The 16307-nt window shown below is 72.0% G+C and carries 12 protein-coding genes; 9 read left to right on the top strand and 3 right to left on the bottom strand.

Features of this window, described 5'->3' with window-relative positions:
- The first annotated feature begins 172 nt into the window (after positions 1-172).
- Genes DY240_RS22140 through DY240_RS22110 form a run of 7 tightly spaced genes read left to right on the top strand, consistent with a single transcriptional unit; the run spans position 173 to position 8040 of the window.
- Positions 173-1438, top strand: a complete 1266-nt coding sequence (locus DY240_RS22140; protein WP_119662011.1) for an ABC transporter substrate-binding protein — start codon at positions 173-175, stop codon at positions 1436-1438.
- Positions 1439-1453: 15 nt separating this feature from the next.
- Entirely contained in the window at positions 1454-3559 is a 2106-nt protein-coding gene (locus DY240_RS22135) for a DUF6259 domain-containing protein (protein ID WP_119662010.1), read from the top strand.
- Positions 3556-4524: a carbohydrate ABC transporter permease gene (locus DY240_RS22130; protein ID WP_119662009.1), complete on the top strand. Its 969-nt coding sequence runs from the start codon at positions 3556-3558 to the stop codon at positions 4522-4524. Before DY240_RS22135 ends, DY240_RS22130 begins: the two co-directional genes overlap by 4 nt.
- Positions 4521-5357, top strand: coding sequence for a carbohydrate ABC transporter permease (locus DY240_RS22125; protein WP_119662008.1), 837 nt, complete (start codon positions 4521-4523; stop codon positions 5355-5357). Before DY240_RS22130 ends, DY240_RS22125 begins: the two co-directional genes overlap by 4 nt.
- A gap of 29 nt (positions 5358-5386) precedes the next feature.
- Positions 5387-6112 (top strand): SDR family oxidoreductase, encoded by a 726-nt coding sequence (locus DY240_RS22120; RefSeq protein WP_119662007.1) that lies wholly within the window; start codon positions 5387-5389, stop codon positions 6110-6112.
- A 4-nt stretch (positions 6113-6116) separates the two neighbouring features.
- Positions 6117-7079, top strand: a complete 963-nt coding sequence (locus DY240_RS22115; protein ID WP_119662006.1) for an NAD(P)-dependent oxidoreductase — start codon at positions 6117-6119, stop codon at positions 7077-7079.
- Between the two features lies 1 nt (position 7080).
- Positions 7081-8040, top strand: a complete 960-nt coding sequence (locus tag DY240_RS22110) for a phosphotriesterase family protein (protein ID WP_119662005.1) — start codon at positions 7081-7083, stop codon at positions 8038-8040.
- Positions 8041-8067: 27 nt separating this feature from the next.
- On the opposite strand, the gene DY240_RS22105 is transcribed toward DY240_RS22110, so the two are convergent.
- The 3 genes from DY240_RS22105 to DY240_RS22095 form a co-directional block, all read right to left on the bottom strand.
- On the bottom strand, positions 8068-10707 hold the full coding sequence (locus tag DY240_RS22105) for a chitobiase/beta-hexosaminidase C-terminal domain-containing protein (RefSeq protein WP_119662004.1): 2640 nt from the start codon (positions 10705-10707) through the stop codon (positions 8068-8070).
- 579 nt (positions 10708-11286) lie between these two features.
- Positions 11287-11967, bottom strand: coding sequence for a deoxyribose-phosphate aldolase (deoC, locus tag DY240_RS22100; RefSeq protein WP_119662003.1), 681 nt, complete (start codon positions 11965-11967; stop codon positions 11287-11289).
- Complete coding sequence (locus tag DY240_RS22095) at positions 11960-12562, bottom strand: glucose-6-phosphate isomerase family protein (protein ID WP_158602948.1); 603 nt, start codon at positions 12560-12562, stop codon at positions 11960-11962. The genes deoC and DY240_RS22095 overlap by 8 nt, the downstream gene beginning before the upstream one ends.
- Before the next feature lie 155 nt (positions 12563-12717).
- Between DY240_RS22095 and DY240_RS22090 the strand changes: the two genes are divergently transcribed.
- Both DY240_RS22090 and DY240_RS22085 read left to right on the top strand, forming a co-directional pair.
- Positions 12718-13479: an SDR family NAD(P)-dependent oxidoreductase gene (locus DY240_RS22090; protein WP_119662001.1), complete on the top strand. Its 762-nt coding sequence runs from the start codon at positions 12718-12720 to the stop codon at positions 13477-13479.
- A gap of 23 nt (positions 13480-13502) precedes the next feature.
- Positions 13503-16307, top strand: coding sequence for a glycoside hydrolase family 2 protein (locus DY240_RS22085; protein ID WP_119662000.1), 2805 nt, complete (start codon positions 13503-13505; stop codon positions 16305-16307).

The raw sequence follows: 16307 nt of genomic DNA, 5'->3' as shown, positions 1-16307 counted from the left end.
TACCCGCGATGGCCGCGATATCGGTAGTCTCACTAGCCAGATTGGGACATTTCGCCCAGCTTTACCCGCAGTGACTTGCTCGCCCTCGACCAACTGTGTAGTGTCACTACACCCGTGCGGGTCGGCCGACACGCCGACCCGGCCACGATCAACGTCGATCTTAGGAGAAGCCATGAAGACGTGGCTCAAAGGCACCGCGGTTGCGGCCGTCGCATCCCTCGGTGCACTGCTCGCCGGATGCGGCGGGTCGAACGCCGGCGAATCGTCCGGGGCGGTCGAGCTCAGCTTCCTCATGTGGGGCGACGGCGGCGACACCGACGCGGCGTACGAAGACGTCATCGCCGCCTTCGAGGCGGAGAACCCCGACATCACCATCAACGCGGAGTTCTTCAACACCAACGACTACGACAACCTGCTGAAGACCCGCCTCTCCGGCGGGGCCGGGCCCGACATCTACGGCTTCGACCTCGGCAACATCGAGAACTTCATCGCCGACGGCTTCGCCGCCGACCTCAGCGACGGCGGCGACTACCTCGACAAGCTGACGGAGCAGGCGGCCGAGGAGAGCGTCCGCTACAGCCCCGACGGCGGCGCGTACAACGTGCCGATCTCGCTGTCGGGCAACGGCATCGTGTACAACAAGGCGCTCTTCGAGCAGGCCGGCATCGCGCAGGTGCCCACCACGTACACCGAGTTCCTCGACGCGTGCCAGCAGCTGCTCGACGCCGGCATCACGCCGCTGGCGATGTCGGCCCAGGACAACTGGTGGCCGCAGTTCATCGTGTACTACGCGCTGGCCGAGCACGGCGCCGACGAGGACCTCGCCGAGCAGATGACCGCGGGCGAGGCGGACTTCTCCGGCAACGAGGCGTGGAAGCGGTCGCTCGACATCGTCAAGGAACTGGTGCCCTACTACATGCCGAACCCGGTCGGCACCAGCCAGACCGCCGCGCAGTCGGCGTTCCTGACCGGCGAGGCGGCGATGTTCCCGGCGCCGTGGATCCTGCCCGACGCGCGCGCCGCGAACCTCGACGTGGGCTACCTGAACTTCCCCACCACCGACGAGCCGGCGGACGCCATCTGGGGCTCCTACCAGGTGCGCTTCGGCGTCAACCCGGGCAACGACAACGTCGAGGCCGCGCAGGAGTTCCTGAACTTCTTCTTCCAGGACGACGTGTACCTGGAGTTCCTGTCGAAGGTGAAGCTCTTCCCGACGACCACGACGGTCCAGGTCGGCGCGGACGTCGACCCGCTCTACCCGGAGATGCAGGCCGCCTGGGAGGGCAAGACGTTCATGGCGCTGTTCTCGCCGCCTGACAAGGCGGTCCAGGACGCGCTGCTCGTCGGCCTGCAGAACATCATCAGCGGCCAGAAGACGACCGACGAGGTGCTGGCCGACCTCGACGTGGCGCTCGAGCAGTACCGCGCCCAGCTGTAGCAGCACAGGAGACCCGTGAACGCCACCCTGGTGATCGCCGACGACCGTGCCGTGGCCGAGTTCGACGCGTACAGCGGCGGTCTCGTCGGGCTGCGCGACCGCACCGCCGGCGCGCTCGTCCACAGTCCCGAGACGCCGTCGCTGTACGTGCTCGAGATCCCCCGCCACGGCGACCGGACGGTCGTCGTCGCCACCGCCGCCCAGCAGGTGACCAGCACACGGGTCGGAGCCGGCGGCCGCTCCCTCACCGCGGTATGGGAGCGGCCGGTGACCAGCACCGGCGAGAAGCTCGACGGCCGCATCGAGGTCACCGCCGCGCTGGACGACGGACGCCTGCGGCTGGCCCTGGAGCTGAGCCTGGACGCCGAGGTCGAGGCCGTGCGGTTCCCGTCGATCGAGGGCATCGCGCCCGCGGACGGCGACGAGCTGGAGCTGCTGACCGTCGACTACAGCCAGGGCGCCAGGGTCCGGCTGTTGCCGCGGTTCGACAGCAACGCGCCCTACTGGGGCACGCTGTACCCCGACTACGCGAGCGGGAACCTGCGGCCCGAGGTGGTCTGCAACCCCACCTCGCCGTTCGCGGTGCTGGCCGGCCGGTCGGGCGGGCTGACGGTGCTGCCGTCGTCGCCGACGCTGGAGTTCATCGGCTGGCGGGTCTCGCTGCGACCGGGCTTCCGCGACAGCCTCAGCCGCACCGCCGAGCCGGTGGACGGACGCAGGTCGGTGACCTTCGACGCGATCCAGATGCCACGGCAGAGCGGCGGGCGCCTCACCGCGCTGCCCATGACGGTCGCACCGTTCGCCGGCGACTGGCCGGCCGCGCTGGCCCCGTACCGCGACGGCCAGGGTGCGGCGCGGTCGTCCGGCGCCGCCTGGCTGCGCGAGCCGCGGTCGTGGCTGCAGGTCCAGCTGATGTCCACCGAGGGCGAGCCGCGGTACGACTTCGACGCGCTGACGCGGATCGTCGAGGAGTGCGCGGCACACGGCATCGGCGCGATCCAGGTCGTGGGCTGGAACGAGGGCGGCCAGGACGGCCTGGTGCCGGTGCACCGGCCCGCGGAGAAGCTGGGTGGCGAGGCCGGCCTGCGCCGGGCGCTCCAGCGCGCCCGCGAGCTCGACGTCAAGACCGTGCTGTACGTCAAGTACCAGTGGGTCGAGCGGCCCGGTCAGTCCTGGGACGAGCTGGCCGAGTACGTGTGCCTCGACGCCAACGGCCAGCCGTACGCCCAGCCCGGGCCCGTCTACCACACCTCGCGCAAGCGGTACGGCATGAGCACGCCGTGGTACGTGCCGCTGTGCTTCTCCTCCCCCGTGTTGCGGGCCAGGTTCGCCGCCGAGGTGGCCCAGCTGGCGAGCTGGGGCGCGGCCGGCGTCCTGGCCGACGAGTCGCTCTACCACGGCCGGGCGCTGCTGTGCTTCGCCGAGGGCCACGACCACCCGCCGGGCGCCTCCACCTACCTGTGGGACGGCGACTTCGTCGAGGACCTCCGGACGGCGGCCGCGGCGTCGGCCCGCGACTTCGTCATCGCCGGCGAGGGCGCCTACGACCAGCAGTTCGAGCACTACGACGCCTCCTACTTCCGCAGCTCGTCGGAACGGCACCTCCCGCTCGGCCGGTACCTGCGCCCTCGGGCGCGCATCGTCACCGCACTGACCGGCTTCGACGACCGCAACATGGCCAACCAGTGCCTGCTGTACGGCTACGCCATGAGCCTGGAGCCGTACAACTTCAAGGGTCGCCCCGCGGACATGCCGGCCACGGTGGCCTATGCCACCGCCGTCGACGACCTGCGCCGCCGGCTCGCGCCGTGGCTCTGGAACGGCACGTTCGCCGGCACGGAGGGGGTGGCGGTGACGGCGCCCGACCGCCGGTCCCGGCACGCCCAGGTGGCGGTGTGGGAGAGCCCGGACCGGCCGGGCCGCTGCGTCGTCATCGCCAACTACGACGACGAGCAGCGCTCGTACGAGGTGCACCTCCCGCCCGCCATGACGCGGCCGGGGGTGCTGCGGGTCGGCGAGGAGGCCGCGGAGCCGTTGCGCGACGGCCGGGTGGTCGTCGGGCCGCGGAGCGCCGTCGTCGTCGCCGACGAGGCGATCCTGTCCACCGGGAGGACTCGATGACCGTCACGAAACCCGAGAACCGCAGGCTGGTCCCGCCGGCCGCCGCGGCGCCGGCCGCCCGCCGGCGCTGGTGGGCCGACCGGAGCCCGGCCGGCAAATTCTGGCTGGCGGTCGCGCCGGCCCTGATCGTGTACGGCGTCTTCACGGTGTACCCGATGGGCCAGGTGATCGTGTCGAGCTTCACCGACGCCCGCGGCTTCAACCGGCCGGTGAACTTCGTCGGGCTGGAGAACTTCGCCCGCATCTTCTCCGGCGACACCGTGCTGCTGCAGGCGATCGGCAACACCGCGATCTACGGGTTCTTCAAGGTGATCGTCCAGACGGTGCTGGCGTTCCTCATCGCCGTCCTGCTGCACCGGCGGCTGCTGCTGGGCAACGTGTACCGGTCGATCTTCTTCGCTCCCATGGTGATCAGCCCGGTGGCGATCGTGTTCACGTGGAGCTTCATGTACGACCCCACCACCGGCACCATCAACACCACGCTGCGCAGCCTGGGACTGGACCACCTCGCGCAGGACTGGCTGGGCAGCTACGACCTGGCGCTGTACAGCGTGATCCTGGTCGACCTGTGGAGCGGGCTCGGCTTCAACATCATCATCTTCCTCGCCGGCCTCAGCACCATCCCGGGCGAGATCATGGAGGCCGCCAAGGTCGACGGCGCGCGCGCATGGACCACGCTGCGCTACGTCACCATCCCGCTCATGGTGCCCTCGATCGGCCTCGTGCTCGTGCTGGCCATCAACGGCGCGCTGCGGGCGTTCGACACCGTCTACCTGATGACCCGTGGCGGCCCGGGCAACGAGACCCAGCTCTACATGACGCAGGTCTTCCACGAGGGCCTGGTGCGCAACAACTTCGGCTACGCGTCCGCCATGGCCGTGCTGGTCATCGTGGTGCTGATCGCCATCGCGGCCGCCCAGAACCGGCTGACCAAGTCCACGACCGCCGAAGGAGGTGCGCGATGACCCGGGGCCGTGCCCTCCGCCTCGCCCGCCGGGCGCCGGTGAACCTGCTGCTCGTGCTGATCAGCGCCGTGATGGCCTACCCGCTGATCATCATGGTCATCACGGCGTTCAAGTCCAACCTCGAGGTCCTGCAGAACCCCACCGGGCTGCCCCACGAGCCCACCGTCGAGAACTTCTCCACGACGTGGGTCGAGGCCGGCTTCTCGAACCTGTTCGCCAACTCGATCCTGCTGACCGTCGTGAGCATGACGGCCGCCACCGTCATCTCGGCGCTGGCCGCGTACGCGGTGGTGCGCCGGCTCACCCGCATCGGCTCGGCCGTCTACCTGCTCATCGCGGCCGGCATCTTCCTGCCCATGCAGCTGGCGCTGGTGCCGCAGTTCCGCGTGGTGCGCGAGCTCGGGCTGGTCGACAACTACGCGGGCGTCATCCTCATCTACATCGCCGGGGCGATCCCGTTCGGCGTCTTCCTCATGGCCGCGTTCATGCGGCAGGTGCCGGCGGAGATCGTCGACGCCGCCGTCATCGACGGCGCCGGCTACTTCCAGCTGTTCCGCGCCATCTTCTTCCCGCTGGCGCGGCCCGCGATCGCGACGTTCTGGGTGCTGCAGGGCGTCGGCATCTGGAACGACTACCTCGTGCCCCAGCTGCTGCTCACCGACCCGGACAAGCGGACGCTGACCACCGGCGTCCTGTACTTCAAGGCCCAGTACCTCGCCGACTGGGGCAACATCATGGCGGCCGTGCTCATCATGAGCCTGCCGGTCCTCGTCCTGTTCGTGCTGGCCCAGCGCTACTTCGTCAGCGGGCTGTACGCCGGCGCCGTCAAGTGACGGCCACATCACCCTCGGAGAGCCGACTCATGACCAGCCAGCCTCTCGTCGCGATCACCGGCGCCAGCTCCGGCATCGGCGCCGCCGCCGCGCAGGCGTTCTCGGCAGCGGGCCACCCGCTGCTGCTCATGGCCCGCCGGGCCGGCCGCATGGCCGACCTCGACCTGCCGGACACCCGGGTCGCCGAGGTCGACGTCACCGACGCGGCAGCCGTCCGCGATGCCGTCGCCGCCGCGGAGGCCGCCTACGGGCCGGTGGACCTGCTGGTCAACAACGCCGGCGTGATGCCGCTGTCGCCCGTCGTGGACCAGCCCGAGGCGGACATCAAGATGCTGTTCGACGTCAACTGCGTCGCGCTGCTCACCACCGCCCAGGCCGTCCTGCCCGGGATGCGCGAGCGCGGCCGCGGCACCGTCATGAACATCGGCTCGATCGCCGGGAAGAACCTGTACCCGGACCACACCGTCTACTGCGGCACCAAGTACGCCGTCCACGCCATGACCGAGGGCATGCGCCGCGAGAACGCCGCGCACGGGGTCCGCGTCGTGCTGGTCGCGCCCGGGCAGGTCGAGACCGAACTGCTGTCGACCACCCGGTCCGCCGACATCGTCGCGGGCTACCTGGACTACCGCGACTCCATCGGCGGCGGGCTGCAGGCCTCCGACGTGGCCGAGGCGATGCTCTACGCCTACCAGCTGCCGCAGCACGTCTGCGTCCGGGAACTGGTGCTGGCGCCCACGTCGCAGGACGCGTGAGCACGTGGCCACCGTCCTGGTGACAGCCCGGTCGTTCTCCAGCGGGCGGCGCGACGTCGAGGCGGAGCTCGCCGCCCACGGCCACACCGTCGTCCGCGGGCCGGCCGGTCACGACCTCGCGAGCCTCGCGAACGATCTGGCGGGCGTCGCCGGCTGGATCGCGGGCACGTCTCCGGTCACCGCCGACCACCTCGCGCTGGCACCGCGGCTGCGGGTGGTCGCCCGGTACGGCGTGGGGGTCGACGCCGTCGACCTCGGCAGCGCGGCCGAGCGCGGCATCGTCGTGACGAACACCCCCGGCGCCAACTCCACCGCCGTGGCCGAGCACGCTCTGGCCCTGCTGCTGGCCTCGCTGCGCGGCGTCGCCGGCGGCGACCGCCGGGTCCGTGCCGGCGACTGGGCCGCCTGGCGCGGCCGCGAGCTGGGCGGGCTGACCGTCGGGATCCTCGGCTTCGGGCGCATCGGGCGCGAGCTGGCCCGCCGGCTCGACGGCTTCGGCTGCCGCATCGTGGCCGCCGACCCCTACGTCGACGCCGTGGCGATGCGCGAGCTCGGCGTCGAGCCGGTGGCCGCCGACGAGCTGCCCGAGCGGTGCGACGCGGTGAGCCTGCACGCCCCCGGCGGTCAGACCGTCGTCGACCGGTCGTGGCTACAGCGGCTGCGGCGGCCGCTGCACCTGGTCAACACCGCCCGCGCGGACCTCGTCGACGAGGACGCGCTCGCCGCCGCCATCCGCGACCGGCCGGACCTGTTCTACGCCGCCGACGCGCTGACCCACGAACACGGCGCGGGTTCCGGGTGTGCGCTGCTCGCGCCGGAGCTGGCCGAGCGGGTGCTCGTGACGCCGCACATCGCGGCGCAGACCGTGGAGGCGATCGACCGGATGGGCGGCATGGCGGTCGAGAACGTCGTCGCCGTGCTGGCCGGCCGCACACCGCCCAACCCGGTGCCCGCGACCCGGCCCTGACGTGGCGTTCGTCCGTACCGTCCTGGGCGACGTCCGCCCGGACCAGCTGGGCTGCGTGAACTACCACGAGCACCTGTTCCAGGTGACGCCGCTGCTCCCCGGCGACGAGCTCGACGACGAGGAGCTCAGCGGGCGGGAGGCCGGCCACCTGCGCCGGTCCGGCTTCGACGGGTTCGTCGACGCCACGCCTTGCGGCCTGGGCCGGCGCCCGGCCGCGGTGGCCCGGATCGCCGCCGTCACCGGCCTGCACGTCGTGGCCACGACCGGCGTGCACCGCGCCGCTCACTACCGCGACGACGACCTCGTGCTGGCCGCGTCGGCCGAGGCGATGGCGGCCCGCTTCCTCCGTGACCTGACCGGCGGCATGCCTGCCGACGACCGCTGGGACGGCGAGGGCGCCGCCTCGGCGGGCCCGGACGGCCGCCCCGTCCGCGCCGGGATCGTGAAGGTCGGCATCGGCTACTGGTCGATCGACGCCTTCGCGGCCCGGGCCATCGAGGCGGCCGGCCGGGCACACGCTGCGACCGGAGCGCCCGTCATGGTCCACCTCGAGCACGGCAGCGCCGGCCACGAGGTCCTGGACCGGCTGGCCGGCGCCGGCGTGCCCGCCGAACGCGTCGTGCTGGCGCACGCCGACCGCAACCCGGACCCCGTCCTGCACGCCGAGCTCGCGGCCCGCGGCGCCTACCTGGGCTACGACGGCGCCGCACGGCACCGCGAGTGGCCCGATGCCGTCCTCGTCCAGTGCCTGGCCGACGTCGTGGCGGCCGGCGGCGGCGATCGCGTCGTGCTGGGCGGCGACGTCGCGCGGCGTCGCCGGTACGCCGCCTACGGCGGCATGCCCGGGCTGGCCTACCTCGGGACCCGGTTCGTGCCGCGGGTGCGCGCGGCGATCGGCGACGCGGCCACGGACATGCTGCTGCGGGCCAACCCGGCCAGGCTGCTCGCCTGGCCGGGCTGACCCGCTCGCCTCGGTGTGGCCCGCCGTCTACTCGGCGGCGACCACGCGGACGGCGTCGAGGAACGCGGTGTTGTCGCCGTCGGTGGTGGTCGCCACGAACGACACCGTGTGCTCACCGGCCTCGACCGTGAAGGCGTCGGTCCGGTGCAGAACGTACTCCCCCGACGTCGGCGCGGCCGAGCCGACCTTGACGCCGTCGACCAGCACGTCGAAGGTCTGCAGCCCGCCGAAGTCGGTGCGGTTGGCCGCGTAGAACGTCAGCGCGAACCGTCCGGCCGGGAACCTGATGGTCTGGTCGATCCGGCTGCCCAGCCCCGAGTCGGTCTTCAGGTACGCCGTCCGGACGCCCTCCGGCGCCGGCGACGCGGGGTTGAACACGCTGTCGTTGTGCTGCACGCCGGCCCGGGCGCTGAACGTCCAGCCGTTGACCATCGGCCCGTTGGCGGTGCCGCCGGTCGCCGGGCTCTCGAAGCCGGCGTTGTAGATGGTCACCAGCGGCGGCTCCTCGGGGATGGTGGTGCTGTAGAAGCACCGGTTGTCCCCGCCCGGGTTCGGGTCGCCGCCGAAGCTGGCCGCCGTGCACTCGACGCCGTCGGTGAAGACGCCGTACGCGAACAGCCCGTCGGAGCCGAACGCCACGCTGGCCTCGCCCTCGAACTCGCACCGGCCCTGGCCGGCGTACATGCAGAACGTGTAGCCGTCGGGCGCGTTCTGCACGTCCATGACCTTGTAGAGCCGCGACGTGACGCCGGACGGCTCCAGGCCGTCGGCGAAGGCCACCGCGCGCAGGTAGGTCGTCCGCAGCGGCTGCAGGAACACCGGACCCGTGTACAGCGCCGAGTCCGCGGTCGGCACCGAGCCGTCGAGCGTGTAGCGGATCTGCGCGCCCGGCGTGCCGGACGTGATGAACACCGCCTCGCGGGAGTCGTACTTCCCGGGCTCCAGGCTGAACACCGGCGCGTCGGTGACGCCGGGCTTCGACGCGGGCGTGACGGTGACCTGCGCGACGCCGTAGTCGGCGGGGTCGCGGCGGCTGGTCGCCCGGATCGCGACGGTGCGCTCGGTGTCGACGTCGGGCGCGGTGTAGCGGCCTCGGGCGTCGATGCGTCCGTTGCCCTCGCCCACGACGCTCCAGCTGACCGGGCCGCGGCCGTCCACGAGGCGCGCCGACAGCTGCAGCGTCTCGCCGCCGGCCACGGTCGACTGCACCGGCGTGACGGCGACCTGCGTCGCCGGGTCGGCCGTGGTGTAGACGACGTAGCTGTGCTCGGCGCCGAGCGCGGTGTCGGTGAACGCGTTGCCGGCCGGTCGCAGCGTGCCGCTGGTCGCCGGGAGCAGCGCGTTCGGCTCCGGCTGCGCGACCGCGTCGGTGAACTCGATGCGGTGGAAGGCGTCGGTGACGGTCTGGCCGGTGAACTCGACGGTGACGTCCTTGGCCTCGCCCGGCGCGGTCTCGACGAGGACGGTGAGCTCGCCGTCCTCGTCCCGGAACGCCGCGGCGCGCACGTCGTCACCGTCGGTCGAGGTCGCGACCACCTCGCTGTGCTTCGGGATGTACCGCGACAGCAGGCCGGCCTCGTAGAACGCGGCGGTCGGCTCGATGCCGAGGATCACCGAGTCCCACAGGTTGAACGCACCGTTGGTGTCACCGGCCGGGTCGTCGGTCATCACGCCGTTGAGCTGCCAGACGAGATTGGACTTCACGCCCTCGTTGGCGCTCTTGATGACGTAGTTGGCGTAGCCGGTCTCCCACACGCTGGTGCCGGGGTTCGTCCAGCCCATCTCGGTGAGGTGCAGGTCGGCGTCGCCGATCAGCGACCGCCGGTCCGCGATCGACTGGCTCAGGTGGTCGTAGGACTCCCCGTAGAGGTGGAAGCTGTAGCCGTCGAAGACGTCCGCCGCGTGCTCGGCCATGTAGCCGGTCCAGTCGACGGCGTTCACCTCCTCCGGACCCCAGATCTCGATGTCGTCGCGCAGCCCGTCCTGGCTGAGCCGCTCGTGGACGGCCCGGGCCATCTGCGCGTAGTAGGCCCGCTCGTCGCCGGGGGCGTCGAAATCCCAGCTGCCGTTGGGCTCGTTGTAGAACGTCAGGTAGCGGACGTTGTCGTAGCCGCGGTGGGTGATCAGCTCGTTGAGCAACGCCGACGCCGACGCGCCGTACGCGGGCAGGTCCGCCGGCGCGCTGATGTACGGGTCGGGCAGCCCCGGGATGGTGAACCAGTCGTGGATGCGCTCGCCGACCTTCCAGCCGAAGTTCAGCAGCACCTCGGTGCCGGCGTTCTCCAGTGCGTCCAGGTAGCGGTAGAACGTCCGCATCTCCGGGCTGTCGAAGTCGTACTGTCCCTTCTCCAGCTCCATCCAGTCCAGCTGGAACCAGACCCGCGCGACCGCCGGCCGAATGGTCGCGATCCGCTCGACGTCGACCTCCCAGTCGGCGTCGTCGTAGCCCAGAGCCGTGGTGTCGTCCATCAGGCTCCACGGAATGATGTTGACACCCACGCCCAGGTAGTCGTCCTGGACGACCTGCCCGAGATCGACGCTCACCGTCCGCGCCGCGTCGGCGTTCTCCTCGTTCGGCTCGTTCGGCTCGCTCGCGCTGGACGGTACGACCGCGCCGGCGATGAGCAGCAGCGCTCCCGCGGCCGCGGCACTTCGTCGTCGTCGCATGCCTTCTCCCTCTCGTCGCTGACAGTGGAGGCTCAGCCCGCTTTGTGAGTAGTACTACTACACAGACTGGTGGCGGGAGACGCTATCGGCTCTTCGTCCAGCTTGCAAGGGGCGATCCACCCGATCCGGACAGCCGTCTCGGTAGTTCCGCTACTTCGGCGGGGTTGTCGTCGTCGCGCGTGGCACGCTGAAGGTGACCACCCGCGCTCGAGTCTGCGAGCGGAGGAGTTCGATATCGAGGTGTAGACGCTGACGCCAACTGTTGGCATCAGCGTCTACACGCCGAAACAGAACCTCCCCACCCCGCCGAGCGTCGGGCCTGCACGACTGTTAGCCGACGTCGAGATTGCCGACGCTGCGGCCGTGGAGATGCCGATGAATGCGTGGGGCGTGTCTCGTGGTGTGGTGGTCACGGTGGCGGCGTCGTCGTCACGGTGTCGCGGTCGGCAGGTGATGCCTTCGCGGCCGGTGAGGGGGCCACGGCCGCGCGCGTGGCCGTCGGCACGATGCCGGCTCCATCGCGAACGCCAGCGACCTTCCCACCGGCACGACCACCGTCGGCTCGGAGCAGGCCGCGAGCTACTCCCCCGCCTCCGCGACGACGGCGACCGCGGCCTCGATGTTCATCCCGAACCGGCGCACGCCCAGCGCACGCATCGCCTCGATCGTGGCGACGCCGCGGACGCCGCCGGCCGCCTTGATCAGCGCCCGGTCGCCGACCTCGTCGGCGATCAGCCGGATGTGCTCCACCGTCGTCGGCGCGCCGGACCAGCCGGTCCCCGTCTTCACCCACGGCACGCCGGCGTCGACGACGCAGCGGCTCGCTGCCCGGACGGCGTCGGCGTCGAGGTGCCCGACCTCGATGATCGCGCGCAGCGGCACCGCACCGTCCACCAGGCGTACGACCGCGGCCAGCTCGTCGCGCACGTAGTCGAGCTCGCCCGAGCGCAGCCGCCCGATCGCGACGACGACGTCCAGCTCCTGTACACCCGCGGCCAGCAGCTCCTCGGCCTCGGCGAGCTTGGTCCTGGTGGTGGCGCCGCCCGAGGGGAAGCCGACCGGCGCGCCGGCCAGGGTGTCCGAGCCGTCGAGCAGCTCGCACAGCACGCCGAGCCAGGCGGGCAGGACGTGCGCGCTGACGAATTCGTGCCGCCGGGCCGTCGCCGCCAGCCGCTCCACGTCGGCCCGGGTGTGGTGCGCCTGCACGCAGCTGATGTCGATGTGCCGGGCCAGCGCCCGGCCGCCGGTCGGCTCAGTCACGGTAGCCCCGGTGGTCGGGGTTGGGCCGGGTGGCCCAGCCGTCGCCGTCGCGCACGACCAGCTGGCGCATGCCGCCGGCCTTCTCGATGAGCGCGTAGTCCTGCCCGGCGTCGGTGGGATAGCAGAACAGCGTGGCCAGCCGCGACGTGCCGACGTTGACGCTGCGGTGCACCCAGTGCCCGGGGATGTGCACGGCGTCGCCGGGGGTGATCTCGATGGCGTGGCTCTCGCCGTCGAGGGAGTCGAGCAGGATGACGCCGCGGCCGCTGAGGCCGTAGTAGAGCTCCGCGCGGTCGGCCCGCCGGTGCAGATGACCCCGCGTCATGAAGTACTCGTCCCCGATCGAGCCGGCCTCCAGCACGCTCAGCCCGACGGTGAGCGACCCGTTGCCGTCGTCCGGCGTGCTCGACTCGACCCAGTAGACCGGACGCCCGTCGTCGGCGGCAAGCGCCGCCTCGAACGCCTCGGTGTCCCGGTAGAGGCCGGTCAGGTCGCCGAGGAACTTCTCGTAGCGGCCGTCGCCGCCATGCAGTGCTGCGCCGTCCGAGGCGGGACGCAGGCGCACCGGCGCGGCAGGTACGGGACTGGGACTCACGGACTCTCCTCTGGTCGGGTCCAGAGGTCCGGAGAAAGGTAGTACTACTATCTCTTTCGCCCGGACCTCGCGTAGCATTCGGCGAAACACGAGGGAAACGTGTACCTTGACAGGCCCAAGTTGTAGTCAAACTACCACACGCCGCGGAGGGGACCATGTACCGGGAACGTCTGGAGCTCACCGACAAGGTCGCCGTCGTCACCGGCGGCGCCCGGGGCATCGGCCTGGCCGCCGCCACCGCCCTGCACGAGATGGGCGCCACCGTCGTCCTGGCCGACGTCCTCGACGAGCTCGGCGCCAAGTCGGCGGCGTCGTTCGGCGTCGACGGCCCGGCGGTCGAGTACGTGCACCTGGACGTCCGCGACCACCAGGCCGTGGGCGCCGTGTTCGACACCGTCGTCGCGCGGTTCGGCGCGCTGGACGTGGTCGTCACGTCGGCCGGCGTCGCGTCGCACACCCCGGCTCTCGAGGTCACCCCCGACGAGTGGCAGCGCGTCCTCGACGTGAACCTCAACGGCTCGTTCTGGTGCGCCCGCGAGGCCGGGCGCCGGATGGGCGCGGGCGGCAGCATCGTCGCGATCGGCTCGATGTCGGGCGAGATCGCCAACGCGCCGCAGGCCCAAGCCGCCTACAACGCCTCGAAGGGCGGCGTGCACCTCATGGTGCGCTCGCTCGCCGTGGAGTTCGCGCAGGCGGGGGTGCGCATCAACGCCGTGGCGCCGGGCTACGTGGCCACCGACCTCACCGCCGACGGCGTGCCGGCCGACTGGATCGCGGACTGGCGCCGTCGCACGCCGATGGACCGGCTGGCACGCCCGGAGGAGGTGGCCTCGGTGGTGGCGTTCCTGGCGTCCGAGGCCGCGTCGTACATGACGGGGTCCGTCGTGCTCGTCGACGGCGGCTACACCACCTGGTGAGCGCCCCCGCCCGAGAGGACTCCGTGAACGATCCGGAGCGCCAGCTCGACGACGTCGAGCGCGACCTGTACGAACGTGCCGCCATCGTCGGCGACGACCACGCTGACCGCCACGCCTCGCTGCTCGTCGTGCCGCTGACCCTGCTGCCGCCCGCCGGGCGCCCGAGCGACGGCGGCGCACGCGACGCGATCAGCCTGGCCGGCACCTGGCGGATGTCCGGCCACCGCCCGGTGCGCGAGTTCTCCATCGGCCACTGGACGGCACCGGCCGGCGCCAAGCCGGACGGGCGGCCGCCGGAGTGGTGGCGCGAGGACACCGACCGCGGCGACTGGCTCCCGGCGACGGTCCCCGGGTCGGTCCAGGCCGCGCTGGTCGCGGCCGGCGAGCTGCCCGACCCGCACTGGGACGCCACCACCTACGACGAGCTCACGGCCCATGGCGAGCCGGCGGACTGGCCCTGGCACTTCCGGCGCACCCGCGTCGAGGACCAGGAGTGGTGGCTGGCCCGACGCTTCACCGTGCCGCCGCGGTGGCGCGGCCGGCGCCTCCGGCTCGCCTTCGACGGCATCGACTACGCCGCGACGGTGTACGTCAACGGCATGCCGCTCCGGCACCACACCGGCATGTTCGGCGGCCCGGAGGTCGAGGTCACCCGCCTCGTCCGCCACGACACGGAGAACGAGGTGGTGGTGCGGATCTTCCCGCCGCCGCGCGACTGGCACGGCGTGCCGAAGGGCAGCCCGGGCTGGGGCTGGCACTACGGCCACCTCATCAGCATGGGGATCTGGCGCGACGTGCGGCTGGAGGCGGTGCCCGACGTCGAGGTCGAGAACCTCTTCGTCCGCACCACCGGCCTCGAGCGGCACCGGGCCGAGCTGCGGATCCGCTTCGACCTCACCAACCACACCGGCGAGACCCTCGACGTCGAGCTGGCCGGACGGATCGACCCGCCGGACGGCGGGACGGAGTCGGTCCACGCCTTCCGGGCCGCGGCCGTCGCCCGGCCGGGCACCGTCCGCTACGAGGCCGCCGTGACGATCGACGACCCCGCGCTCTGGTGGCCGGCGGGCTACGGCGACCAGCCGCTCTACCGGCTGCGGATCGCCGGGCGCGACGACGGCGTCGGCGGCGCCGAGACAGAGTTCGGCATCCGCACGGTCGAGATGGCCGCGCTGCCGGACTGGAGCGGCCCGGAGCACTACCGGTGGCAGTTCGTCGTCAACGGCCGGCGGCTGTTCGTCAAGGGCGCCAACTGGTGCTGGACCGACCCGCTGCTCTCCGCTGAGTTCGACACGAACGCGCACCTCCTCGAGCTGGCCCGCCGCGCCAACCTGCAGGTCCTCCGCGCGTGGGGCGGCGGCATCGTCGAGAGCGACGACTTCTACCGCGCCTGTGACCGCCTGGGCCTCATGGTGTACCAGGAGTTCCCGCTCACCTTCGGCGTGCCGGACGCGCCGGTCACCGACCTGGCCGTTCTGGACCAGCAGGTGAGCCGGGTGGTCCAGCGGCTGCGCAACCACCCGTCGCTGATCATGTGGGGCGGTGGCAACGAGAACGCCCGGTCCGCCGGCGGCGACGAGGCGCATCTGCTGATGGGCCGCCGGTGCGCGCAGCTGGACCCGTCGCGGCCGTTCCACCGCACCAGCCCGTGGGGCGGCAGCGCCCACAACTACCGCGTCTACCACGAGGGCGAGCCCATCGACAGCGGCTACCGCGCCGTCGACGCCGCCTTCTACGGCGAGTACGGGCTGTCCAGCCAGTCCGGGCGCGAGAGCATGCTGCGCTTCCTGCCAGCCCGGAAGCTGGCCTCCTGGCCGCCGCCGCCCGACGGCGCCATCCTGCAGCACCAAGCCCAGTTCGGGCTGTTCGACCTGGTCAAGCAGCTGCGGTACGCGAACTACGGCCCGGTCGACGGCTGGGACACGATGATCGAGTACAGCCAGCTGGCCCAGGGCGACGCGCTGCGCTACGCCTCGGAGCTGGCGCGGGCCGGCAGCGGGACGCACTGCGGCGGGTTCCTGTTCTACAAGCTCACCGACCTCTTCCCCGGCGCCTCGTGGTCGGTCGTCGACTTCTACGGCGTCCCGAAGCTGTCCTACTACCGGGCGCGGCAGTTCTGCCGGCCGCGCTCGGCGTTCGCCGTCTACGAGAGGCTGGAATGGAGCGCCGGCGAGCGGTTCCGGGCCGGCGTCCACGTGGCCAACGACACGCCCGTGCCCCTGGAGTCGGCCACCGTCACCGCCGTCGTCCACGACGCCGCTCTGCGGCCGGTCCACCGGCAGCGGGCGACGGTGTCGGTGCCCGCCGACGGGCGGGTCGAGGCCATGGCCGTCGACGCCGACCTCGGTGCGGCGGCCGGGCGGGTGTTCCTGCTCGCGGTCGAGCTGCGCGACGACCGCGGCGAGCTGGTCTCCGACCAGTGGTACTGGCTCAACCCGTACGCGAGGACCGCCCGGCTCCGCGAACTCGAGGCGCTGCCGCTCGACGAGCTCGCCCGGCTCCCCGTCGACGAGGTGCTGCGGGCCTACGCCGAGCCCCGGCCGGCGCCGCTGCTCGAGCTGCCGCGGACCACCCTGGAGCTGGAGGTGGCGGGCGGCCGCTCCGGGCACCTGCTGGTACGCAACACCGGCGCCGTCTCTGCGGTGAACATTCTGGTCGACGGCTTCCCGTCCGGCCTCGGCGACTTCCTCGACGACAACAGCATCTGCCTGCGCCCCGGCGAGGCGAGGGCACTCCCCTTCGTCCTGTCCTCCGCGAGCGCCGACCTGTCCCGGCTCGGCGTCCGCGCGTGGAACGCTCCCCCGGCACGACCCACGACCCGAAGGTGA

The organism is Jiangella rhizosphaerae, from assembly GCF_003579925.1.
GTDB lineage: Bacteria > Actinomycetota > Actinomycetes > Jiangellales > Jiangellaceae > Jiangella > Jiangella rhizosphaerae.
The sequence above is the reverse complement of the archived record's forward strand: the minus strand, read 5'-3'. Positions and strand labels throughout refer to the sequence as shown.